This is a genomic window from Agriterribacter sp., from assembly GCF_035445465.1.
In the GTDB taxonomy this organism is placed as follows: Bacteria; Bacteroidota; Bacteroidia; order Chitinophagales; family Chitinophagaceae; genus Agriterribacter.
Genome location: NZ_DAOMQT010000038.1, coordinates 1 through 25,012 on the forward strand (window position 1 = coordinate 1; position 25,012 = coordinate 25,012).

At 43.5% G+C, this 25,012-nt stretch carries 13 protein-coding genes; 7 read left to right on the forward strand and 6 right to left on the reverse strand.

Annotation, left to right across the window (positions count from 1 at the left end; all coding sequences use genetic code 11):
• A partial coding sequence (locus PLE34_RS15830; protein WP_324558512.1) for an SDR family NAD(P)-dependent oxidoreductase occupies nt 1-762 on the forward strand: 762 nt, incomplete at its 5' end.
• Between the two features lie 144 nt (nt 763-906).
• On the opposite strand, the gene PLE34_RS15835 is transcribed toward PLE34_RS15830, so the two are convergent.
• Complete coding sequence (locus tag PLE34_RS15835) at nt 907-3,246, reverse strand: hypothetical protein (RefSeq protein ID WP_324558514.1); 2,340 nt, start codon at nt 3,244-3,246, stop codon at nt 907-909.
• A 242-nt stretch (nt 3,247-3,488) separates the two neighbouring features.
• Here PLE34_RS15835 and PLE34_RS15840 point away from each other — a divergent pair, with 242 nt between their 5' ends.
• On the forward strand, nt 3,489-3,665 hold the full coding sequence (locus PLE34_RS15840) for a hypothetical protein (RefSeq protein ID WP_324558516.1): 177 nt from the start codon (nt 3,489-3,491) through the stop codon (nt 3,663-3,665).
• 78 nt (nt 3,666-3,743) lie between these two features.
• On the opposite strand, the gene PLE34_RS15845 is transcribed toward PLE34_RS15840, so the two are convergent.
• A complete protein-coding gene (locus tag PLE34_RS15845) occupies nt 3,744-6,089 on the reverse strand; it encodes a GH92 family glycosyl hydrolase (RefSeq protein ID WP_324558518.1) in 2,346 nt (781 codons plus the stop codon).
• A gap of 492 nt (nt 6,090-6,581) precedes the next feature.
• On the opposite strand from PLE34_RS15845, the gene PLE34_RS15850 reads away from it, so the two are divergent.
• The 5 genes from PLE34_RS15850 (at nt 6,582) to PLE34_RS15870 (ending at nt 14,906) form a co-directional block, all read left to right on the forward strand.
• The gene (locus PLE34_RS15850) at nt 6,582-8,363 is read left to right on the forward strand and encodes a class I mannose-6-phosphate isomerase (RefSeq protein WP_324558520.1); all 1,782 of its coding nucleotides are present in this window, start codon (nt 6,582-6,584) and stop codon (nt 8,361-8,363) included.
• A gap of 3 nt (nt 8,364-8,366) precedes the next feature.
• Entirely contained in the window at nt 8,367-9,719 is a 1,353-nt protein-coding gene (locus PLE34_RS15855) for a sugar porter family MFS transporter (protein WP_324558521.1), read from the forward strand.
• 167 nt (nt 9,720-9,886) lie between these two features.
• Complete coding sequence (locus PLE34_RS15860) at nt 9,887-11,074, forward strand: DUF5005 domain-containing protein (protein ID WP_324558523.1); 1,188 nt, start codon at nt 9,887-9,889, stop codon at nt 11,072-11,074.
• A gap of 242 nt (nt 11,075-11,316) precedes the next feature.
• The gene (locus PLE34_RS15865; RefSeq protein WP_324558524.1) at nt 11,317-14,013 is read left to right on the forward strand and encodes a GH92 family glycosyl hydrolase; all 2,697 of its coding nucleotides are present in this window, start codon (nt 11,317-11,319) and stop codon (nt 14,011-14,013) included.
• Nucleotides 13,974-14,906 (forward strand): ROK family protein, encoded by a 933-nt coding sequence (locus tag PLE34_RS15870; protein ID WP_324558526.1) that lies wholly within the window; start codon nt 13,974-13,976, stop codon nt 14,904-14,906. The genes PLE34_RS15865 and PLE34_RS15870 overlap by 40 nt, the downstream gene beginning before the upstream one ends.
• A gap of 90 nt (nt 14,907-14,996) precedes the next feature.
• On the opposite strand, the gene PLE34_RS15875 is transcribed toward PLE34_RS15870, so the two are convergent.
• The 4 genes from PLE34_RS15875 to PLE34_RS15890 form a co-directional block, all read right to left on the reverse strand.
• Nucleotides 14,997-16,286 (reverse strand): glucosidase family protein, encoded by a 1,290-nt coding sequence (locus PLE34_RS15875; RefSeq protein WP_324558528.1) that lies wholly within the window; start codon nt 16,284-16,286, stop codon nt 14,997-14,999.
• A gap of 10 nt (nt 16,287-16,296) precedes the next feature.
• Nucleotides 16,297-19,479: a GH92 family glycosyl hydrolase gene (locus PLE34_RS15880; RefSeq protein ID WP_324558529.1), complete on the reverse strand. Its 3,183-nt coding sequence runs from the start codon at nt 19,477-19,479 to the stop codon at nt 16,297-16,299.
• 162 nt (nt 19,480-19,641) lie between these two features.
• Nucleotides 19,642-21,480: a RagB/SusD family nutrient uptake outer membrane protein gene (locus tag PLE34_RS15885; protein WP_324558531.1), complete on the reverse strand. Its 1,839-nt coding sequence runs from the start codon at nt 21,478-21,480 to the stop codon at nt 19,642-19,644.
• 10 nt (nt 21,481-21,490) lie between these two features.
• Nucleotides 21,491-24,649 carry a SusC/RagA family TonB-linked outer membrane protein gene (locus PLE34_RS15890; RefSeq protein WP_324558533.1) on the reverse strand — a complete coding sequence of 1,053 codons (3,159 nt, stop codon included), beginning with the start codon at nt 24,647-24,649 and terminating at the stop codon, nt 21,491-21,493.
• Nucleotides 24,650-25,012 lie beyond the last annotated feature (363 nt).

Genomic DNA, 25,012 nt, shown 5'->3' on the forward strand with positions numbered 1-25,012 from the left:
CTATTAAAAGATAAGGTTTTATTTCTAACTGGTGGATCCAGTGGGATTGGCTATGAATGTGCAATAGCGTATGCAAAGGAAGGAGCGTTTATCGCAATTGCAAGTAATCATGAACCGGGTCTCGAAAAAATATTGGATGAGATTGGTAATCATGTCCATATAACTATTCCATGTGACGTATCAATTGAAGCGGAAGTAAAAAGCGCTATTGATAAAACACTGGCCCACTACGGCAAACTTGATGCTATTCACAACAATGCCGGCATTGTAACACCCACTGTCATGCTTCATGAAACAACAACAGAAGAGTGGAACAATTTAATGAATATTAATCTTAAAAGTATTTATCTGACTACAAAATACGGACTTGAAGCTTTGAAAAAAAGTAAGGGTTCCATACTCAACACCAGTAGCCTGGTAGGTGATATCGGCCAGGAAATGCATGCAGCATATTCAGCAACCAAAGGGGGTATAACTGCCCTAACAAAATCTATGGCTTTGGATTATGCTAAATATCATATACGCGTAAATGCAGTTTGCCCCGCATGGGTATGGACACCTGCGGTTCAGGATTGGGCAAGTCAGCAACCAGACCGAAATAGTGCAGACGAATACATCAACACTATTCATCCGCTGGGATACTGCCCCGAAGGGGATGTTATAGCTGATGCCTGCGTATTTTTATTATCAGAAAAAGCCCGGTTCATCACCGGCTGTGCGTTACCAGTGAGCGGAGGTGCGGAATTGGGTTACAGAAGGTAAGGCTAAAGAAAGCTATTTTCTATTGATTTCTGCAGGCCTATTGCAAAACTATTACAACGTTTTTCGTTATGAGTAAATGATTGTAGCGGATTGCTTCCTTTAGATATTTTTTAAATACCAGCACCCTAATAATGACAACTCTTATTACTTCGGATTGTATCGTTCCGGCAATCTTATCCTTACCCAATTTTTAGTGATGTTGGTGAGCGCCTCCGGTAATGGTCCGTCAAAGCCCTGAATTATTCCCCGCCAACTCCCATTTTCCTTAAACAATACCAGGTCTGTACGGTCGGGTAATTCAAAGGAAAGATGCTGGGTCTTAAAATATCTCAGTCCGCCCCCTGCCAACGCCTCTACTTCTCCTTTTTTGTTTAAGCGTACTGCTGCAACGCCTATCGCGTCAAAATAAACGGCATGACCATCTGCCTGAACTGACTGATTAATTGAATCTCCCATCAGGTTATGCTCACCAGAAACAACAATAAGTGTTCCATCAATTAACCGGAGCTGCCCGCTTGCCTTTGGCATTACAGACGAAGGGAAACCGGCAACGGTGTGTACATCACCTTTAGTTTGAGGAAGTATGTTTTTAGCCTGCAATGCTGCTATTACAGATGTAACCGCAGAAAGCGTGTCCGCCTTTCTAACAGCATTACCCATTGCCGCTATGCCATCAAATGGTTGTCCGTCATAATTGACAGTCCATTCGCCCACCCTGTATACACTGGTTTTACCTGCAGCAGCCACTTTATTAAAAAACGCTGCAACTGTTTCCTGGTCATACTCGGGATGATAATAAATTACGGCTTCATATTGTTGTGGCCCGTATTGAATTTTACCGTCAGCATTTATTTTCAGCGACCCGTTTACGATCTCGCTGCCGGGAATTAAATCTGTATAATATCCTTCTTTCCACAAACCGTTGGCAATATTAAGTCCTACATCTGCAAACGTTGCGCCATCGTTCCAGTTAAGCGCTGCCGGATGACCGAATACTACTGCTACAGGACAATCGGGCGATGCTGCTGAAATATAGTTTAATAGTTTTACCCGGCTTTCTGCCATCATCACACTGTCTTCTAACAAAGAGGTAGTAAGCTTATCAATAGGATGCGGCCACAACGGATGATAGTTTAACCGGCCACCGGCCAGAGCTGCTCTCCAGATATCTTTATGATATACATTCACATCCTTGTCGTAATACATATTGAACCATAACGGGCTCTGCATTTTTTTGGCAAGCGCCGTTCTTACACTAAAGGGAGTAGCTTCATCTGTTTGAGCAATATCTCTTTTGGAAACCCACCAGCTTAAGCCATTTTTGAAAATTTCTCTGTTATCAGGAAACGGGAACCACGTAGGATGCGTGCCTGACATGGCGTCGCTACCGAATATTTCTTTTATAGCACGATAATAATCCGTTTCTATTTCACCGTTTCTCTTCCAGTACATTTCCATATAATGATTTACGGCGGCTATCCTATCTGCTTTCGCACCTGTTTCCCCATAAGTCATCAGCAACATATCTCTCAATAAATCTCTCCCATTCCGCTGTTGCTCATACACCTCCGCCATAAAAGAAGAGTACCATAAATCATTGGTTTGCGGAGTAAACCTGCCCGGGAAGCCCCATTCATCCTTACAGGCGCCTGCCAGCGAAGCATCGGCATATTGCTGTAGTATTTCACGCTGATAAGACAATATATGAGGAGCAAATACATCGGGTGTATATAAAGTAACCGCAACCAGCGCACAAGCGGTTTTACCCCTGTCCGCCTCATCAAAATCAACAGTAATATGTACACTGTCTTTTGTTGCGTTAGAAGTAGCGGTTGCCGTTATATCTTTTACCGTTCCGGATTTAATCAAACCGTCTTCTTTACTATAATTGTATACCCGCAGTACTTTTGTAGCTACAGGCTCATAAGGGTTTCTGCCATACGTGTAATGGTCATCATACTCCCTTCCTTTAACGCCAATAGAAGCCGTATTGGCTTTATGCAAGGGAAATTCTCTTAACAGGATGATTTGCTGCAGTTCGTCAGGATACTTTTCCTTAAAGCTATCCCGCGCCAGGCGGATATCCAGATCCATCACCAAACCCATTCCTTTACTGCGTGCATACAATGAGGCGGCTTTTATACGGTCATGCACTTTCGGATCTGTTAGATCTCCCGGGTAGCGCAAACTGGTGGTGAGCAATTCAAAAGGAGAATATTTCTCATGCAGATCTATAAACCTTTTATATCCTTCTCCCTCAAATTCTTCTTTAAACCAAAACCAGCAGCCGATAGAAGGCCAGGAAGTTTTGATGACATTGCTGTCCTGGTTCGTCAATTGCACCCGCACTGATCTAACTATTGCATTTGGATCAGCAGTACGATCATTATTTTCACATCCAGCCAATACTGCAAGTAACGTTACTACTACTATAACGGATATGTTCACACGAACGATCCTGCTATTTTTTTGTTTATTATCCATTTCTAAAATTATTATACAGATCCAATCTTCGGTTTAATACATTATACTTAATTCGTTCCATTACCGGTCCATCAGATCTCTGCTTTATGCACATGCTCCTTTCCTACAAAATCAACATTGCCGGCAGCCCGAATACAAAGAACCGCCACTTGCACTTGATGGTGATGCTACCGCCGGGGACTACAGGGCAGATGATAATGATTATTATTCACAACCCGGCAACCTTTTCCGCTTATTCACCAATGATAAGAAAGAATTGCTATAAAAATACAGCCGCACAGGTTGGTGGCGCTCAAAAATTTATACAGATCCGCCACATCCTAAATTGCTATAAGGCCAACCCCGCTTATGACGAGGGCGTTGCCAAAGCGTTGGGACTAACAATGGATGAAGTGAACAGTTTTCAACTGGAACGATAAAAACCAAGTGTTAATACTACTAAAAAGCCTTTTGCCATGGAGCGCAAAAGGCTTTTTTGATTTCAGGTGCAATTTAAATTATTGCACAGACGGAGGCGGTATTTTAGTGCCCCAAGTCATGTTGGGTTTATTTCCCATTGCAAATAAAAGCTTACCCCCTTTCATCAGATCCTCCCTGTACAACCAGCAATTATTCAATGGCTTTCCATTAAACTGAGCCGATTGTATGTACATGTTTTCCCTTGAATTATTTCTTGTTTCAATGACCAGTGTCTTTGTATTGCCTAATGTAATTGTGGCTTTGTCAAATAAAGGACTGCCGAATTCCACAATTGGTTTCGCATCGGTAAATCCTTTTACGTCAAACAAACCAAGGGCGGCCATTACATACCAGGAACACAGTTGACCCTGGTCTTCATCCTGCCCGTAACCATAACCGTGAATGGGTTCTGTTCCATAAAATTCATTACAGATCAATCTTGTCCATTTTTGGGTTAACCATGGTTTACCCGAAAAATTAAAGAGCCAGCTAATATGTAAACAGGGCTGGTTACCGTGGTTATAAAGTGATTTTATCCCGGCAAAGGCGTCTATTTCTTTACCACCACCAAAACCATCTTTTTGCGAAGATTGAAAAATGCTGTCTAAGCGTTTATTGAACTGATCCTCTCCTATAGCACTGATTAACGCAGCAGGATTATGCGGTACATAAAACGTGTATTGTATGGCATTCCCTTCCTGGAAACCTCTCCATGCTTCAAGCGGATTAAAATCGTCTATAAAAGCTCCATCGGCCTTTTTGGGATGCATGAGTTTGTACTGCGGATTAAAAACAGATTTCCAGCCATCGGCGTACCTGATCAGCGTTTGGTAATCTTTCTTCCTGCCTAATGCTTTGGCCATTTGAGCGGCGGCAAAAGCACTAAAACTATATTCAAGTGTATGCGAAGCAGAAAAATGCGACCCGGTGGAATCTGTTGTATTTTTTTCAAGATAGGGAACGAAGCCGTGTTCAACAAAGGCTTTGGTATCCATCTTTCCCGATCCCACCTTCCTGTTGCGCCAGTTTAATTCGTTGGCCTTAACCGCCTCATAAGCCAGTGCTACATCATAGTTCCGTATTCCCGCCTGGTAGGCCCCTGCAATGGCCAGTCCAACGAAATTTGTTCCCACGCCCGATACGTATTCACTGTTGGCAATGCCATCGCCAAACCATCCCTTATCCCTGTAAACCTGCAGTTGCGTGTTTACATAATTGCTATACCATTCAGGATAAGAGAGCGCCCACAACTGGGTGATGTTCCAAAACGCTCCCCATATTGCATCGGTATTCATAAATTCTGGTTTTTCATTTGGGTTGACAGATTGCAATTGACCTGCCCGTCCGCCATGCATCGGGTAAGCGCCATTTACATCACTGGCTATGCCCCTGCCCGATAAGGCATGGTACAGCCCTGTATAAAACTTTATCTTGTTTTGCTCATCTGTTCCTTCCACTACAATTTTGGCCAGTTCCTGTTGCCAAACGTTTTGCGCTTTCGTTTTGGCGTCATTAAAAGAAAGTGCTGCTCCTTCCGCCATTAAATTCCCTTTTGCATTTGAAGTGGAAGTATAAGAAAGCCCCACTTTAATTTCTATTTTTTCATTTGCGGTGGTTTGATAATTTAAAAATAGCCCGGCTCCTTTTCCTTTGGCAGATAAAGCATTCTCGTGGATACTGTGTTCGGTAAACGCTCCTACACTTTCGGGTTTTTTACTGATCTCACCATAAAAATACATTGCCACTTTACCTTCAGGATCATACAAACGAAGATATTGGGGATAGGTTACCACAAAACCTTCAAAATGAGTATCATCAATCATTTGTATACCAGCATCGGTTACTTCACCGCTTTCTCCCTGCTTGTTACCAATATCCAGTATAATATGCGACCGGCTGTCTGCAGGAAAGGTATAACGGTGAAAACCCACTCTTTTGGTAGCGGTTAGTTCAGCAGTAATATTGTAATCGTCGAGCAATACTTTATAATAGCCGGGTTCAGCAACCTCATGCTTCCTGTTAAAATGCGACCGGTAACCACCCGATGGATCTTCTAATTTCCCCGGCTTCACTTTTAACGCTCCGGTTGTTGGCATAAAGCTAACCCCACCTATTTGCCATTCATGAAAATGCACAAACCCTTCAATAGAGTTTTGCCTGGTGTCATATCCTACCGCTTCCCATCCCGATGCATTGCCATAATGTCCGTTGGTAGACGGCGCCAGCCTGGCCATCCCGTAGGGCACTGCCGCAGGAGTGTAAAAAAACCATCGGCTATGTGCTGTGCCGATATTGGGATCAACATACCTCAGCAAATTCTGAGCAGGTAAGCTGTATGGCAGCAGCAACAAAAGAAAAGCATGGTATCTGAGTAACATCTTCATACAAAAAAGGTTTTATATCGCGTAATCGTTAAATAATGGTCACATCATTTATAGCCATCTACCGAAAACAAATAACGCTGTATTCAAATGGCATAAAGGATGCAGCTATACGTCATGATGGATTCAAAAAAGAAATAAAAAATAATTGGGAATGAATAAAAAAGTTTCTACATTTGATATGTATGGACATACAGACATAAATCTACGATTTTCTGTCAAATAACCAGGCACCATTTTCATCCAGATCTGCACCAGGATACCGAATTGCCTGCTTCAGGAAGACAATGGCAATTTTAAATTTGATATGCAGGTACACAAGTATATATTTAATGAACGGAATTCTTTTATCGTACAACGATTACCAGTGAGCACTTTTTTATAACGCGTGCAATCCTCCGGATTGCTTTTTTGCTTTATTCAGTCGCAGGTTTTTAATACGGGATTTCCTCCGAATATGCTGTCCTTATTGATTATCACTTTAAAAGAAACAATTTGTATAATTCTAATTTTGATAAGTTTCCGGAAGTAACAGTGCACGGGTATAGCGGATATACCGGCTGGGATGAAATAGCAGGTGAGATGCAAAGTCGTATGCATCAGAAAAAAGAGGAAGAACCCTGCATAATCATTATTGAATGCTACCATGGCGTTTTAACGGATCAGTTGGTTACACAGTTAAAGCAACACACCAACAATACCATACAGTTCATTCCGGTGCATACCGCTATGCTTGATGCAGGACAGGTTGAACAATTAGTAGATCCCTATGTTACAGATGATCCTGTTTTTGGCCGTATCACATCGCTTGGCATGAAAAGCTTCTTTCACCCGGAGCGGTTGGAACAACTAAAGCAGGAGGTTAAAAAGAAAAAAGGCGCAATATGCATTTATGGAACAGGGGCTTCTCTCGTGTATGAGTCGCCGCATATGCTGGTGTATGCAGATATGCCCCGCTGGGAAATTCAGCTGCGGTTCAGACGTAATGAAATCAGTAACCTCGGAGCCGACAACCTCAACAACGCATTTTCATACCAGTATAAAAGAGCTTTTTTTGTTGACTGGCGTGTATGCGACAGGCTAAAAAAAGAATTACTGCCCCTGGCTGATTATGTGCTGGATACCACACACCCCGATGATCCTAAAATGATATCCGGATCGGCATTACAGGATGCATTGAAAGAAATCGTGCAACAGCCCTTCAGGGTGGTACCCTTCTTTGATCCCGGGCCCTGGGGAGGACAGTGGTTGAAGGAGGTTTGTGATCTTGAAAGGACAGAAAAAAATTTTGCATGGGGATTTGATTGCGTGCCGGAAGAAAACAGTTTGCTGATACGCTTTGATCACATTTTGTTTGAAACGCCCTCCATCAATCTTGTTTTTAGTGAGCCCAAAGCACTGCTGGGCGTCAAAGTATTTGAAGCTTTCGGAGCGGAGTTTCCCATAAGGTTTGATTTTTTAGATACGATGCACGGCGGAAATCTGAGCCTGCAGGTACACCCGTTAAAAGAATATATCCGGGAAAAATTCGGGATGCCTTATACGCAGGATGAAAGTTATTATTTTTTGGAAGCGCAGGATGATTCATTTGTGTATCTCGGACTCAAAGAAGGAATTGTTCCGGAACGCATGATCAGCGACCTGGAAGCCGCGCAGGAAAAAAAAATAACGTTTGATGCAGATCAGTATGTAGAAAAATGGCCGATCCGCAAACACGAACATGTACTGATCCCCGCAGGAACGGTGCATTGCTCGGGCGCCAACAGTGTGGTTCTTGAAATCAGCGCCACTCCTTACATTTTTACATTTAAGTTGTGGGATTGGGGAAGAATGGGTATGGATGGAAAACCAAGGCCCATTTCACTGAAGCATGGTCAAAACTCCATTCAGTGGGATCGCACAACCCAATGGACCAAAAACAATATCCTTAATCAGGTACAAAAAGTGGATGAAGGAGATGGATGGGTTGAAGAAAGAACAGGGCTCCATAAAGGGTCTTTTATAGAAACAAGAAGGCATTGGTTCACAGGAAAGGTTTATCACAATACCAATGGCGTTGTGAATATACTTAATCTTGTAGAAGGCAGGGAAGTTGTTGTGGAAAGTCCGGACGACGCTTTTAAACCCTTTATAGTGCATTATGCGGAAACTTTTATTGTACCGGCTGCTGTGGGCGTATATACAGTTCGTCCATATGGCGAGGGCGAGGGCACAACATGTTGCACGATAAAAGCATTTGTAAATACAGAAAACCTTGGCGATTATCACAGCAATTGATGTATGGAAAATTATAGCTTGAAATACGTATACCAGTACACTTTTGTAGCGGCTGTTGGTGGCCTGCTTTTCGGTTATGACACCGCGGTGGTTGCAGGTGCTATTGGTTTTATACAGGAAAAATATAATCTTTCCCCGGCTATGACAGGATGGGCGGCTTCCTGTGCCCTGATTGGCTGTATGGCAGGCGCCATGCTGGCCGGAATACTCAGTGACAAGCTGGGCAGAAAAAAAGTGCTGATGATATCTGGTTTTGCTTTCGCCATTTCTTCCATCGGTATACTTATTCCCTCGGGCATTGAATATTTTATTTTGTTCCGCTTCATTGGCGGCATAGGCATTGGTATCGCTTCTATCCTGGCGCCCATGTATATTTCGGAGATAGCCCCGGCCGCTATCAGGGGCCGGCTCATATCTATTTACCAGTTGGGGATCGTAACCGGTATCCTGCTGATCTATTTTGTAAATGCAGGTATTGCAGGCTTACATGATAACGCCTGGAACGTAAATGCGGGATGGAGATGGATGTTTGGCTCTGGCCTGGTTCCTTCTCTTGTATTTATTTTTCTGCTGCTCCCGATACCTGAAAGTCCGCGCTGGCTGGCAAAACAAAACCGGTGGGATGAAGCCGATGGCATACTTGCCAGGGTAAATGGCAGGAAAAATGCTGATAAAGAAATCATTTCCATCCGCGAATCATTAACAGAGAAGCAAGCGCCTTTTTCTGACCTGCTGAAACCCGGCTTGCGCACAGCCTTGCTTATAGGCATCGTATTATCTGTTTTTTCGCAGATCACCGGCATCAATGTAATTATGTATTACGCACCGGAGATATTCAAGGCTACGGGAAGCGGCTCTTCTTCGGCATTGATGCAAACTGTGTGGGTGGGCAGCATTAATTTGCTGCTTACAATTATCGCCATAAAATATGTAGACAAGCTGGGACGAAAAAAATTACTGCTAATTGGTTCGGCGGGCATGGCGGTTTGCCTGGCAATTGTTGGTTTGGCTTTCTATACGGAATCTGCCGGGGGGTACTGGGTGCTGGCGGGGATCCTGCTGTACATTTCATTTTTCGCCATTTCACTCGGCCCCCTCACATTTGTAGTGGTAGCGGAAATATTTCCCAATCATATCCGTGGCAGAGCGATGGGTGTAGCTATATTTTTTTTATGGCTCTCGGTGTACGTGGTATCACAAACCTTTCCCATGCTGCTGGAGTCAATAGGCAGCGCTTATACTTTCTGGATATACATGATAACCTCTGTAATGGCATTTATTTTCATCTGGAAAGTGGTGCCCGAAACCAAAGGGAAAACACTGGAACAGATACAGGAGATGTGGAGGAAGGGGTAGTGATAGTGAATGGTCAATAGCGAGATGGAAAACGAGAAACGGGAGACGGGAGAAGAGAGATGTAAGAAGGCAAAGCTTTGATTTTCATCTCTCACGTTTATCTTCTCATCTCTATCATCTCACGTTTATCATTTCACGTTTGTGGAATAACATATCAATTATAAGGGATGCGCATACTAAGATTACTTGTTATCATTCTATCCATCTTTTTTACGGCAGCTTTAAACTGCGGTTGTTTCACACAGGCAAAACAGGATGAACAACTTTCTCCTGAGCTGAAATTTAAAGCCGTTCCTGCGCCGGAATGGACAGCACTGTTTAAAAGAAATCACGGCTGGTTCGGTGGCGACGGAATATATTCAATTGCTTTAAGCGGGCTTGAGAAAGGAGCCAACGGAAATAAGGACAGTGTATTGATATGGTTTAGTGATACTTTGCTGGGCGACATTAATGATTCACTGGAGACGGGCTTTACCATGATCAACAACAGCGTAGCACTGTTAACAGGAGGCAGGCCCGACAGCTCGGCACTTCAATTTTACTGGAATAAAAACGCCGGTCATCATCCTTCATCCGTATTTGTACCCAATACCCCTGTTACTCAAAAGGGAGAATATTACTGGCTGGGCGATGGATTTGTAAATACGGAAAGGAATAATGATATCTATATTTTCGGCTATCGCATTAAAAATATTCCCGGGCAGGCTGTGTTTGGTTTTAAACAAACCGGCAATACGCTCATTCGTATACCTGCAGGCGATAAGCCTCCGTTCAAGCATATAACACAAATGGAAATTCCTTTTTTCCAGGGAGAAAATGCTGACTCTCTTGGTTCTTTTGGCGCCGGCATACTGGTTAACACAAAAAAAGCCGGTGCGCCTAACGCCGATGGATACCTGTATATATATGGCGTAAGAGGAAAAAACAAAGAGGTGATAACAGCAAGGATTCTGCCGCAGGCTATTGAACAATTTAATGAATGGAAATTCTGGAATGGCAAATCCTGGACGGCCGACATAAAAGCCATTCAGCCCATTGCAAACCGCGCATCCAATGAAATGAGTGTAACACCACTTACGGATGGCCGTTACCTGATGGTGTTTCAAAAAGATGCGATCGGAACCCATGTAGCAGTAAGAGTTGGAGCATCACCCGCCGGCCCTTTCGGGCCCATTACAGACATATATGATGTAAAGGATGATCTGAAAGATTCACCTAACCTTTTTCCTTACAATGCCAAGGCGCATCCTGTGCTTTCACAACCCGGTGAATTACTGATCAGTTATAATATCAACTCCTTTGATTTTTTGGGGGATATAAAAAGTTCCCCCACTTATACCGTCCGCGGTTTATAAAGCTGAAATATGAATAACAACCACCGCTATACGCTATGAGCCATACTGTTCGGATTTTATAGTATCGCCATACTAAAAATATAAACATGAAGCAATTCTGCCGTATTTTTTTAGGATGCATTTCAAATTGTCGCCGGCTGGTGTCCCCACCAGCCGGGGCGGCCTGCCATGGGCGGCAGGCAGGTCTTCACTGCCTACACGAAACAACGCAGCTCGACAGTTTGAAATGCACCCTTTTTTTATTGTCTTTTATAACCTGCATCAGCAGTTTTAGTTATGCCGGCCCTGGAAATATTGCTCCGCTGGCAAAAGTTACTGTGAGTACCATTGCCGGTGAAACGTATGCTGCCCAAAATGCAACCGATGGCTGGATAGGTGTGGATGGCAAGGGTGAATGGGCATGTGAAGGAGTATCCACTGACTGGGGCTATATCCGGCTGCCATGGATACAATTAGAATGGGAACAACCGCAGTCGATTAATAAAGTAGTATTATATGATCGTCCTTCGCTAAAGGAAAACATTGCCGGAGGCAAACTAATGTTCAGCGACAGCAGTATACTATGGGTAAGCCAGATACCGGCCGACGGAAGCGGCATTGCGATTTCATTTACGGCCCGCAGGGTGAAGTGGGTAAAGTTTGTAGTAACGGATGCCACAGGACGTGATATAGGGTTTTCCGAAATAGAAGTATTTCCTTCTCCCGAACAGGCGCAGGATTATGTTTCCTGGGTGGATCCGTATATTGAAACCAACCGTGGCAGGTATTTCTTTTTTATTACCGGGAGCCTTCCATTTGGAATGGCCAGTTCAGCTCCCCTAACACGCAACAAAAATCAGTTTGGCGGAGGCTATAACTACAATGAAAAAGAGATCCTGGGTTTTGAACAAATTCATGCATGGATGATGTCCGGGATAGAGATCATGCCTGCGTCTGAACACGAAAATCCTGCAGAAGGTCAACAAGGCTGGAAATCTGTGTTTAGTCACGATGATGAGATCGTGCAACCCGGTTACCACCGGGTGATGCTGCAGAACAATAAAATATGGGTTGAGCAAACAGCTACTGAAAGAGTGAATTATTACAGGTTCCGCTATACAAAAAAAACTGCAGGAAGGATCATCATTAATCTGTCTGGCCATGTGTCCAACAGCACCATGGCCGATGCAAAAATCACCCGCATCAGCGATACTGCGATAGAAGGATCTTTCAGTTCCATAAACAGATACTGGGGCGGGCCAAAAGATGTGCGCATATTTTTTGTTATTAGGTTCGATAGGCCCTTTACATCGCTCGACGCATGGCAGGGTAATGAAACAATAAAAAATATCAGTCAAGCGAGCGGCGACAGCCTGACCCTGGCGGCTGCATACAGCTTCAACAAAGGAGATGAGCTGCAAATGAAAATCGGGCTTTCCTATACCACTATAGAAAATGCGCGGAATAACCTGCAGCAGGAATGCAACACCTGGGACTTTGGTAATGTAAAAGAGCAGGCGCAACTTACCTGGAACCAATGGCTTGGGCGAATAGACGTACAGGGAGGCAGCCGTGAACAGAAGATAAAATTCTATACAGACTTATGGCATGTATTACTGGGCAGGCAAAAAATCAGTGATTTGTCGGGTGATTATCCCGACCGCACTACCGGCAAAAGAGAAGGCAATTTTACAGATGCCATTTTTAAAATAAAAACGGTTCCCAAAGATGCTTCAGGTAAGCCAAGATTCAGCATGTATAACTCCGATGCGTGGTGGCTTACCCAATGGAACCTGAATATATTGTGGGGTTTGGCATGGCCGGAAATGATGGATGAACTATCCTCTTCTATGATTGAATATGCCAACAATGGTTACCTGTTACCGCGAGGGCCATCCGGCGGTGGCTATTCCTATATCATGACGGGTTGTCCTGCCTCTAATCTCATCGTAAGTACATACATGAAAGGGTTATTGACTAAAACAAATGCCAATCACGCCTATGAAGTAGTGAAGCGGAATCACCTGCCGGGTGGCATGCTCGGCAGCAGTGAAGACATTAATTTTTACACCCGCAATGGATGGTGGCCGGATAACGCAGGCATTACCATTGAGGCGGCGTTCCAGGATTGGGGCATAGCGCAGATGGCGGCTAAGCTGGGAAAGAAAAAAGACTATAATTTCTTTCTTAACCGATCGGATGGATGGAAGCTTTGTTTTGACCCGGAGCAAAAATTATTATTTCCCAAAAACAAAAAAGGCGATTTTATACACAAAGATCCTTTAAGCGGTAGAGGCTGGGTGGAAGCAAATGCCTGGCAGGCCACCTGGGGAGTATCGCATGCTATTCCTGAACTGGTAACCCAGATGGGAGGAGCAGACAGCTTTTGCAATAAGCTGAACCATGCATTTGAACAATCGCAATCGAACGACTTTGTATATGGTTACACCAGTGGTTACGTTAGCTATGCCAATCAGCCGGGATGTTCCAACGCGCATGTATTCAGCTATGGCGGCAAGCCCTGGCTTACACAATACTGGGTTAGACGGGTGAAAGCGCAGGCTTATGGAGGCGTAACGCCAGACCTTGGTTATGGTGGGCACGATGAAGACCAGGGACAAATGGGAGGCGTAAGCGCCCTGATGGCAATTGGCTTGTTCGACATTATGGGTAACCAGGCACAGCAGCCGGTGTATGAGATTACTTCACCGGTTTTTGATGAAGTAACGATCCAATTGGATAAGAAATATTACAAGGGTAAAAAGTTTGTGATTAAAACCTATAACAACAGCGCTCAGCATTGTTATATACAATCCGCGAAGTTGAATAATCAACCGCTGGATAATTTCTGGTTCAGTCATGACACCTTTACCAGGGGTGGAATACTGGAATTGTGGATGGGTGATAAACCCAACAAACAATGGGGAACAACGGCGTTGCCTCCCGCCTGTACACCTTAAATGCAAATCAACAAAAAGCGATGGACAATCTGGTTATTGGAGTTGATATTGGCGGCACGCATATCACAGCGTGCATGGTTGACACAAATACCTGGCAAATTATAGAGGGCACCTGCGTGCGGGGAGAAATAGATCCTTTGCAAAATAAGGAGCATGTCATCCGTTCATGGGCCAAAACCATAGCCGCCTGTGCCAAACAGCATGGGAGCAGCATCGTCCGCGTGGGTATTGCTATGCCCGGCCCTTTTGATTATGAGAAAGGCATCAGCCTTATTACCGGTTTGCATAAATATGAATGCCTGTACGGGTTGAACGTAAAGCAATTGCTCGCTGCTGAACTGCGCATAACTTCCAACAGCATTCGTATGATGAATGATGCCACTGCTTACCTGGCAGGCGAATTGAAAGCAGGTGCGGGAAAAGACTGTAATCATGTTGCCGGCATTACGCTGGGAACAGGATTGGGTTCGGCAATGTACAAGAATGGCTTTTTCCACGAGGGAGATCTCTGGTGCTTCCCTTTTCGCGAAAGCAGGGCTGAAGAATTCTTAAGCTCAAGGTGGTTTATATCAGAATATGCAAAAAGAAAAAAAGAAAAAGTTACCGGGGTAAAAGAACTGGCTTCCTTGGCCAATGATGATGTGGATGCCAGGAAATTGTTTGAAGAATTTGGTTATACATTAGGTGAAGTATTGAAAAACCGGTTTTCTGATCATTTCCCCGAAAGAATTATTATTGGGGGAAATATAGCCAAAGCCTGGGATCTGTTTAAACCCTTTTGCAAAGAAGTAATACGAAAACACAGGTTATCCTGTATGCTGGTGCCTGCCCAATTGGGAGAAAATGCCGCGCTCATTGGCGCTGCATATTTGTGGGGGCAAAAAAATGTATGATAATGCCTGGTTCGTGTGCATACGAGCCAACTTCCAACTTCCGGTTCGTGACATGAACTGGGGCGGAAAGGATTTAAATGCCTCACCTTATTACTTTAAGTTTTCGAACATCACAATCGCAGTGTACAAAACACCTGCTTCGCCCCTGAATGTTCCAGATCCCCGTGGTTTGTTATCAATAGAATACCATTCGTAAAAACCATTGTTATCTTTAACCCGCTTTACCATTGGCAATACCTGTTCATACGCCTCTTTTACAAACCCGTATTTGATCAACTGCTGGATCATCCTGCCACCGAACCAGGTCCAGTCGCCACCGTTCTGGTAGCTGTATTCCGGATTCATGATCTTATTGACGAAATAACCTGCCGGGTATGGCGGATACAGCGTTAGTCCAATAGAGGCCGCACCGGCCTGTTTTACTCTTTTGATCATCTCGTCTAATGAAATCTTCACTTCTTCCTTACTTAACAACCCTGCCTCTATAGCAATAGCCGTACCTCCAAAATAATAAATTTCATCTTCATCAAATCCCGCAGGGAAAGGAGAGCTTTTTAAATAGATGTGCGGGATAAACTTTTGCCTGTTTTTATCCCAAAGGTGTTTTCTGCTGTTTTGGGCAATATTGTTTTTTATGGGTTGCCATTTTTGTTTGGTTGCAGGGAGCATTTCCATTAAATTATTCAATGCAATAATAAACATAGCGTTATCATAAATATCAATAGCGGGATGCGTATTTTCATCTATGTCAACGCCCCACCCGTGTTCCGGCTGCACATCGCCCCAGTCGGCCGTAGTGGCGCCGGTAATTAACCCGTATTGTCTGTTGAAACGCTTATTCATTAAGAATTCCATGGACCAAACGAGCCGCTCACCAACTGTTTTATTGCCGATCATTTCATCCAGTATGGTAGGGTCGTTGGTTAATTGAACATATTTATATATGCTTTGAACCAGTGAACTTTCCTGATCGGTTTCCACCGTATTTTTATGACCGGCATAACGTGGCTCCAGCGGGGAATAGATAAAATCATATTCAACTTCGCCCACTTTTTTTACCGGGGTGAACCCATCAATAATATCCCCATCTTCTCCCTGCATTCTCAGAAAAACCAACAGGTTTTCTTTCAGCACTTCTTTCTCATACACCTGCGCAGCGAGTTCAATGAACGTATTGTAATCCCTGATCCACACTTCACGGTAACCGTCACCGGCATTAAACCCGATTTTCATTACTTCAAGGGCTTTGGCTTTTACAAAATGAAAGTATTCATTGTTCTTTATTTTTTCGGACAATGCTTTGTCGAAAGGCTGGCGTTCCTGTGCTAAAACTGCCAGGTTGATCACCAGCAACATCAACAGTAAATAATGTTTCTTCATTTTTTTAGTGTTATTTATTATCAATTCCCCATTTCTTATTAGGCGTTGCTCCCATTTGCATAATTAAGGAACCGCCTTTTAACAATTCGGATGCAGGAAAATAAAAGGACTTTAATTCCTTTCCGTTTAGCACCGCGCTTTGAACGTACATATTCCTGCGTGATGCGCCTTTCGCTTCTATTACAAATTTTTTACCCCGTCCAAACCTGTTGCCCAGGTCAATTTCTATTTTCTCAAAAAGCGGACTTGCGATTTCATATATTGGATTATTGCTGCATCCTCCATCCGTTTGGAACAATCCCAACGCGGCCATTACAAACCATGCGCTCATCTGCCCCTGGTCTTCATCACCCAGATAAGCATTCCCAATACCATAGCCATAATACCGTTCCAAAATGGAACGGGTCCATTTTTGAGTAGACCAGGGTTTTCCGGCCCAGTTAAACAGGAAGGAAAAATGCATAGACTGCTGGTTTCCCTGCACCACCGGGTAATTCCAGTATTGATCGTTCATTCCGTTGTAACGCCATGGTGCACTGGCTTCAAATCCCCACTCTAACCTGTCAATAAATTTCTTCTTTCCTACGAGGTTCACCAACGCAGGCACATCCTGGGGAACAAAAAAAGTGAGCTGCCATGCATTGCCTTCAACATATTCCTCATTGGCTCCGCTGCGAAAAGGATCAAAACCGGGCACCCATTTTCCGTCGCTCAATTTCATATGACAGTAACCATCTTCGTCTATGGCGTTTTTCCACCAATAACCACGGTCGTTAAATTTTTTATAGAGCTCCGTTTCCCCTAATGATTTAGCCAATTGCCCAACTGTCCAGTCGTCATAAGAATATTCCATTGAATTAGAAAAGCGGCCTTTATCGGAAGGAACATATTTATGTTTCATGTATTCCGTTAAATCACGGTTACCTGCAAAACCGGTATGGATTTTTGTCGCCGGAATGGTCTGCATATTGATCGCTGCCTCAAGCAGTTTCGATGCATCAAAATTTCGTATACCCATCTGGTAAGCGCCAACCATCATCGGTATTTCATGTTCCGCTACCATTACGGGAATATAATTCATACCTGCCGGGCCTTTTGCCAACCGCCCATAAGCATCGTACATGGCGAGCTGGGAATTTACCCAGCGATTGCTCCACTCGGGTGTTATTAAATTCCACATTTGATTCAGGTTCCAGAATGTATTCCAAAAAGCATCACAACCCAAAGCAACATCATCTGCACCTTTCAGTTGCTGTACTTTGCCATCTGTTCCTCTCCATTGGCCATTAACATCGCTCCAGGTATTGCGGCTGCAAATGGACCTGTACATTGAATTATAAAAGCGTACTTTTTCCTGCCTGTTCGTTGTTGTAATGTTAACCCGGTTAAAAATATCATTCCATTCATGAGACTGGTGCTGTCTTACCGCTTCAAAATTCCATCCGAAAGGCGTTGTTATTTCTGTTTTTAAATTTAAGTCAGCGTTGTCAATACTCACCAATGAAATGCCTGATCGCATTTGTACAACCGGGTTTGCTTTTGCATCAAACTGAAGGAAAAAGCCTGCGTTTTTTATATCTTTCGCAAAGAAATGGTCTCCGTAGCTAACACTGTCGTTGGTCCAGCCACCGATGGATTGAAAAGGTTTATCAAACTCTAAAACAAAATGCACAGTGTAGTCCTGATCGGCATCTCTACTCCAAACATTGGGTGAAAACTGGTGAGCAAAACCTTCAATCCTGTAATCACTGACCTTGCGAACACTGATTTTCTTTAACTGATAATCATATTCGGATGGAATGTGTAAGTCCACAAGAACGCGTGAACTATCCCTGTTGGCTGGAAATGTAAACCGCATCAATCCGCAACGTGTAGTAGCAGTCATTTCAGCTTTAATGTCATAATCTTTAAGCTGCACTTTATAATACCCGATGGGTGCCTCTTCCGTTTTTTTATCAATAGCAGACCTGTAGCCTGAACCAGGCAGCAGTTCATCGCCAATGGTTGTTTTTAATGTACCGTTGGATGCAAAAACACCCAAGCCTCCCATCGTCCATTCATGTATGTGGCTGAAAGTGCCAATGCTCTCATACGATGGCTGATAACCTGCCTGCCACCCTGCATTTTGATTGTCCGGACTTAATTTAACCATACTAAAGGGCATCCACGGTCCCGGTGCAATCATCCATCGGGAATGTCCGGTTCCTATACGCGTATCCACGTAATCGGCCGGTGTTTGCAATTTTTGGGCAGAGCGTTTCACTACACCTTCCTCCACTAACTTTCCATCTGCCAATATCCTGTATTTACTTTGCTGTACTGTTTCAACCGCGGGCATTGGTGCTTCAAATTCATAATTACCTTTTTCCAGGCGCTCCTTAAATATTGTTCTTCCATCCAGTTCAACGCTTAAACCAGGCAGACCCTGCAGGTGTTCGACATTAACCAAAAGCGGCTGCACTTTTTTTCCTTCCTGTAATAATGCATAGTTTGCCGCTTTTACATTTCGTACAAAACAATTACCAGGCTTTTCAATCTTTAACCGATTGCCTTCCAGACGGATGTCATCAAACATTATCCAGGATCCCTGCAATACTTCTATGGTAATGCAATTGCCTCCTTTTTTTATTACCCCGCTTTCAACCGGAATTTCAATTGTTTTATGTGTTGCATGCTTAACATTACCGGTTATAGAAAGTGTATCTACATAAGGCTCGTTTAAGGAGGGAGACTTTTGTGTGCTCAGATCATATCCCGTTGCGGTTAGTTGTTGTTTTACAGATTGATTATTGATGGATATTTTGATGAGCGGCAGAAATTTCTTAGCATAATCAGAGAGTTCAATAATGAGTGTATAGGTTCCCTTCGCAGGCATATCTTCTACGCCAAATAAAATATTAACCTGGTTAGTACGCCATCCGGAAGTTGGCCAGGTGCCGCCCCATGTATCCGCCGGGCCCGGAATCACATAAGGAAAGTCATTTTTTTCACGGGAATGTCCTACCAGGAAGAATTTATCTTCAAAGCCGAAATCATACTCAATAAATTTTTTGAATCCATCCGGAGCCAAAGCAAATTCATTTGCCGAATGATCGGCCACCCCGATGCGCCATAAGGTATCCTGTTTTTGCTTTGCTGTTGCATATCCCGTTATTGAAATTGTTAACAGGCATAAAAAAAATAATTTTGTCATATTGATCTTTTGAGCTTATTTATTTTTCTTCAATAAAAAGTTTCAGCAGGATACAGGGTTCCGCATAAACTCACGACTTACATTGCAAAAAAGCCAATGGCAGGTCGCCCCGCCATTTTGCTTTAACGTCTAAACGTAATGCATTAAACTGAAAGCTGCATTTTAGTAACCCTCATTTTGCTCAAGGGCGCCATTGCTCTTTTTAATTTCATCATTGGGAATAGGGAAGCGGTAGTAATGATCTCCTTTCCACGGCTTTCTTACTTCCGCTTCAGGTATTACACCATAGGTATAGGTCAATTTACCTAAAAGATCGCCTGCCTGAGCGCCGGTCCAATCCATCTTAACACTGGTAAGCCCCCTGATCGGAATATCAATATTACCCGGGGCTGCTTTCCAGCGCATAAGATCAAAGAAACGCTGATCTTCCAACTGTAATTCTATTGCCCTTTCATTCCTGTAATCTCTCACAAGATCTGCGCCCGTACTGGTGATATCCGGCATATTGGTAGCCTCTCTTTGTCTTATTTTGTTTATGTATTCACGGGCCAGCGGTTCGTTTTCCAATGCGATCTGTATTTCAGCATAGTTTAAATAAAATTCTGTTAGCCGCATAAACACAGTTACCTGGTTATAGTTAAAATCAAAGCTTGCACGGGGGCCGTCAAAGTCAAGCAATCTCCTGAATGTATATCCGGTTTGCACTCTCCAGTGAAATGGCGTTAGGCCTTTTACCCAATAGGTTTTGGAATCCCGGCCAAAGTCGAAAAGTGTTTGCCCGTTTTCGGGATCTACTTTATTGGGGTTTGCATAAGGAGGTGCATTGTCGGGATTGGGGTTAGCATCTTCCCAATATTCGTAAACCCTGTGTGTGGTTTTTGACCCATCCTGTATAAAAACGGGGCCTGCGCCAGGATAGAGGATAGAAGTATAATACCTCGGATCCCTGTTATCGTTTGGCTTTTGCGGATCATAACCCGAAGCTGCATTTACCGTTATACCATCTGCCTGGTAGGGATATTCGCCATTTTCCATTTGAAACATATTGACAAACTTTTGCGTTGGCATCAAACGTTGCCTTGCATCAAAACCGGAGGGCCAGTAATCGTAGTTATAACCCCAGTCCGGTATCCTGGTGGCGGGAGTAAACGATTTCCCAAAAATGGTCTCGTCATTTTTTAATGGTTTTATAAATAAGTCTGCCGTTGAAGCATGCAAAGCATAGCCGGCATCTATAACTGCTTTGGTTGCCACTTCTGCTGCCTGCCATTTTGATTTGTCATTGGTTGGATTATTTAAAGGGCTCGCTGCATACAATAATACTCTTGCTTTTAAAGCTAATGCCGCGTTTTTGCTGATCTTCCCTTCATTTACCGGTACGCCATCCAGCAACGATATTGCTGCATCGCATTCGCTCAATACAAATGCAACACATTCGTCGTAGGTGTTGCGGGGTGTATCAAAGCTTTCTTCATCGAGCTTAAAACTTTTTGTAATGATTGGAACGCCGCCATAGCTACGCATTAACTCAAAGTACATCCATGCTCTCAAAAAATGTACTTCACCTTTCATAGGATCAAGCTTGGCCGGATCAATATCAGAAGTCTCTACCTTTTCAAAAAAGATATTTGCTTTCCTGATATAACTATATTCTTCATTCCAGATGTTGGTAAGATCGGTAATATTATCCGGGGTGATGATACCATCTATGTATTCGCGGATGCCCGCAGCCCTGTCGTGTGTTTCGGGCTGCGATACTGCTACATCTGTTAAAGCTTCAAAGCCACCTGAGCCGGGGCTCCATGGCGGTTTAATACCGTTGTAAATATTATACACGTAATTCTGCAAAAAAGTGGCGTCACCAAAAACGGCGTCTTCAGATATGGCATCCAGTGGCTTTTTATCCAGCAGGTCCCGATTACAGGAAATAACCGTGGTAGCGCAAATCAGCGATAAGAGCGCGATTTTCTTCATTGCTTTATCCATAGAAAGATATTTCATACGACTATTATTAAAAAGTAATATTAAGACCAGCACTTACTGTTCTCATTATAGGATATACACCACCGTTCCCGGTTTGCGGTGCGGTTTCCGGATCACCTGCGCCGTATTTTTTAAGGTTATTAAATACCATGAACAGATTATCTCCGGATACATACAGTCTCAATGCTGAAATTTTGAATCTTGACATCAGGTTTCCAGGGAGTGTATATCCCAATTGAGCTGTTTTTAAACGCAGCCAGCTTGAACTGTGATAATAAAAATCGCTGTTGGAACCCGCGAACCCGGTTGGAGAAATCATCGGAAGCTCAGCATTTGTATTGTCTAATGAAAAACTATTCAGCGCTACATACCGCAGTCCATTACCGTTGGCGCCCGAATTAAATCCATTGCTCAGGCGCCACTTAGCTCCGCTCTGTCCTGCGAACAGCAGGGAGAAATCAAAATCTTTGTAGTCCAATCCAATGTTGAATCCAAACTGCATTTTTGGAAGAACGGCACCGGCATTTACCGTGGTATTAAACATATACTGGTCATTGCTGGTTATTTCACCATCATTGTTGAGATCGGCAAAGATCAATGCTCCCACTGTAGCACCAGGATAGCCAGGGTATTTATCTAAGTCTGCCTCCGTTCTGTAAATGCCTATTGCCTTGTATACCAGGCCAGAGCCTAAGGGCTGTCCTTCCAGCTTCTGGTATGGTTCAGCCTGGGGCGTTTCATCAAAATAAATGATTTTATTTTCGGTATAGGCAAGGTTTGCATTTAACATTATATTTAACTGTCCTACGTTCTGTCTGTATCCAGCCTGCACTTCAAATCCTTTATTATCCATTCTTCCTATATTCTCGTCAGGTAATATCAGTCCGGTATACCCGGGAATTGAAGCCTGTCTTCTTCCGAGAATATTGGTTGTTTTGGTTTTGTATAAGTCCAGTTCAAATGTTAACCTGTTCTCCAAAAAACCCAATTCCAAACCCAGATCGGTTGTTTCACTTACTTCCCAGGTAATATTCGGGTTGGGTGTTGACGTGGCAGCAATGCCGCGGGCATCTACTCCATTAACAACCCATCCTGCCGAATAACCAAATGCTCCAATATACTGGAAAGGATTTACCCTGTCGTTGCCCAACTGTCCCCATGAAGCTCTTATTTTAAAGTTACTGAACAGGTTTTCCGGCATAAAAGATTCTTTGCTGACTACCCATGCAGCAGAAGCCTGTGGAAAGAAGCCATACCGGGTATCTTTAGGGAAGATAGGCGAACCATCATAACGGGCACTGAACCCAAGCAGGTATTTACTTTGGAATTCGTAGCTGACGCGCCCAAAATAATTGCGACGGGCGCTTTCTGCTGCTCTTCCATCAGTATTCCAGTTGTTGCGATTAGGGCTGCCGGCGAATAACTGATCAAGTAACGGAGAATCATAACCCAGGCGTTGTGCCCAGAAGTTATTGGTTTTGTAGTCCATTTGTTCATAAGCAACAAAAATTCCAATCTTATGATCACTGCTAATTGTTGTGTTATAAGAAAGCTTGATGTTGTTGGTAATTCTCTGGCTTTGATAAAAATCTTCCCGCAAACCGATATCCTCAACCGTTCTGGACTGCTTCTCTACAATTGAATCCGTATTAGGAACTCTTTCATAATATGGCCAGGTATAATTAAACACCTTGTCATAATTAAAGGTTTTAACTATACTCGAAAATCCATCCAATGTCAGTCCGTTCACATATGGAATATTCCATTTAAAACGAATGGTACCGCTCAAAATATCTGCTTTATACTTTCTGTAGCCAGGGCTAAGTAATCTTGCTACAGGATTCAGGTGCGACCATCCCTCGCCCGGATAACGATAATCTCCTCCGATATATGCTTCCTGCAGCGGACTCACACTTGCAAAAGCGCCCACATCTCCACCGGGACCACTCTGTGGTAGCTCAGTATTTTTTTCACGTCCCGACAGGTCAAAGCCAACTTCAAAATTATCAGTCACGGAAACATCTATATTGCTTCTTACGTTGTATTGTTTAACCTGCGTTTTATTATCTCCCCTCATAATACCCCCCTGGTATGCCGTACCAAGCGATACAAAATATCTTATTTTATCGGTGCCGCCCCGCATGGTGATGGATTGCCTGTTTTGCGGAGCAGGTGCGTCTACCAGTGCATCATACCAGTTCTCTGCCCTTCTTGTGCCATTTTTAAACGCGTCAATTACTTCCTGCGGGAAATCCGGCGTAGTGCCTTCCAGTTCTCTTCTTTTGTTTAATACATTTATGTATTCAAACACATCTCCTGATTTTACTTTCGCCGCGGGCGATTGCCATCCAAATGAGGTACTAAAATCAAATGCGGCTTTTCCCGACTTACCACGTTTTGTAGTAACCAGTATAACACCGCCGGCAGATTGTGCACCGTAAATGGCGGCTGATGCGTCTTTCAAAACAGAAATAGATTCGATATCGTTTGGATCTAATCTGTTCAAGCCATCCGGGTCTGCATTGGCTACACCATCTATTACTATCAGGGCGGAAGTATTCCTGTAGGTTTTGGCTCCCCTAACCAGTATCTGTGCATCATCAAAACCAGGAGCGGAGCTTTGCTGGGATACAAATAAACCGGGCAGTCTGCCGGCTAAAGAATTGGACACAGAAAGATTCATTGATTTTTTTACCTCCGCGCCGGTTGTTTGTACCACGGCATTGGTAAGCTCAGATCTTTTTTGTGTACCGTACCCGACCACAACAACATCATCCAAACTTTTTGAAATAGATTCTAACTGTATGCTTATGCTTGACTGAGCGCCCACCTTTATTTCTTTGGTTGCATAACCCACAAAAGAAATAATCAGCGTGCTGTTTCTGCTCTTTACATTTAAGCTGTAATTTCCGTTTGCATCCGAAATAACACCATTGCTGGTACCTTTTTCCAGCACATTGGCTCCTGCTATAGCCATTCCGTTTTCGTCTGTTATCTTACCGGAAATGGATATATCCTGAAAATAAGAAGTATTATATACATTGGCGCCGGGTGGTTCTTTTGCATGCTTTGGCAAACGTTCTTTATTGTTTGCCATCGGCGCGGCACACAAAAGAAATGGAAATGCTATTCCGCAAAGTATACCAATGGCTGTACACCAATTGTGCGGCAGGAGTTTTAAGTTCATAACAAGCAATTAATTTTTTAAAAAAAGGGTTTCCGTTCAGTCAGCAGCATTTTTTAGGGTATTTATTCTATAACCAGGACAGATAGCTGATATAAGCAGCATACAGGTGCTGTGTCAAAAATGAAACCCGCCAGCCGGAAAGCCTGGCATGAGAAGCGAAAACTTCTTTCACCCCGTCCGAACACCCGCCTGACAGATCCGGGCAGGGTTCATCCCCGCCTGAGTGGCTGAGTCGGGCAGGCGGGCGGTTTTATTGTTTCACTTTTCACAATAACATACAGACGTCGTTTGTCTATTTAATAATGGTTCAGCGCCAAACACAGATTAAGTATGTATATACATTTGTACTTAATTCAAATATAA

Coding starts and splice junctions, on each gene's coding strand:
- PLE34_RS15845 (WP_324558518.1), bottom strand. CDS start 6,089: ATGAAGATGTTACTCAGATACCATGCTTTTCTTTTGTTGCTGCTGCCA.
- PLE34_RS15875 (WP_324558528.1), bottom strand. CDS start 16,286: ATGAAGAAACATTATTTACTGTTGATGTTGCTGGTGATCAACCTGGCA.
- PLE34_RS15855 (WP_324558521.1), top strand. CDS start 8,367: ATGGAAAATTATAGCTTGAAATACGTATACCAGTACACTTTTGTAGCG.
- PLE34_RS15880 (WP_324558529.1), bottom strand. CDS start 19,479: ATGACAAAATTATTTTTTTTATGCCTGTTAACAATTTCAATAACGGGA.
- PLE34_RS15835 (WP_324558514.1), bottom strand. CDS start 3,246: ATGGATAATAAACAAAAAAATAGCAGGATCGTTCGTGTGAACATATCC.
- PLE34_RS15860 (WP_324558523.1), top strand. CDS start 9,887: ATGCGCATACTAAGATTACTTGTTATCATTCTATCCATCTTTTTTACG.
- PLE34_RS15870 (WP_324558526.1), top strand. CDS start 13,974: ATGGGGAACAACGGCGTTGCCTCCCGCCTGTACACCTTAAATGCAAAT.
- PLE34_RS15890 (WP_324558533.1), bottom strand. CDS start 24,649: ATGAACTTAAAACTCCTGCCGCACAATTGGTGTACAGCCATTGGTATA.
- PLE34_RS15840 (WP_324558516.1), top strand. CDS start 3,489: ATGATAAGAAAGAATTGCTATAAAAATACAGCCGCACAGGTTGGTGGC.
- PLE34_RS15885 (WP_324558531.1), bottom strand. CDS start 21,480: ATGAAATATCTTTCTATGGATAAAGCAATGAAGAAAATCGCGCTCTTA.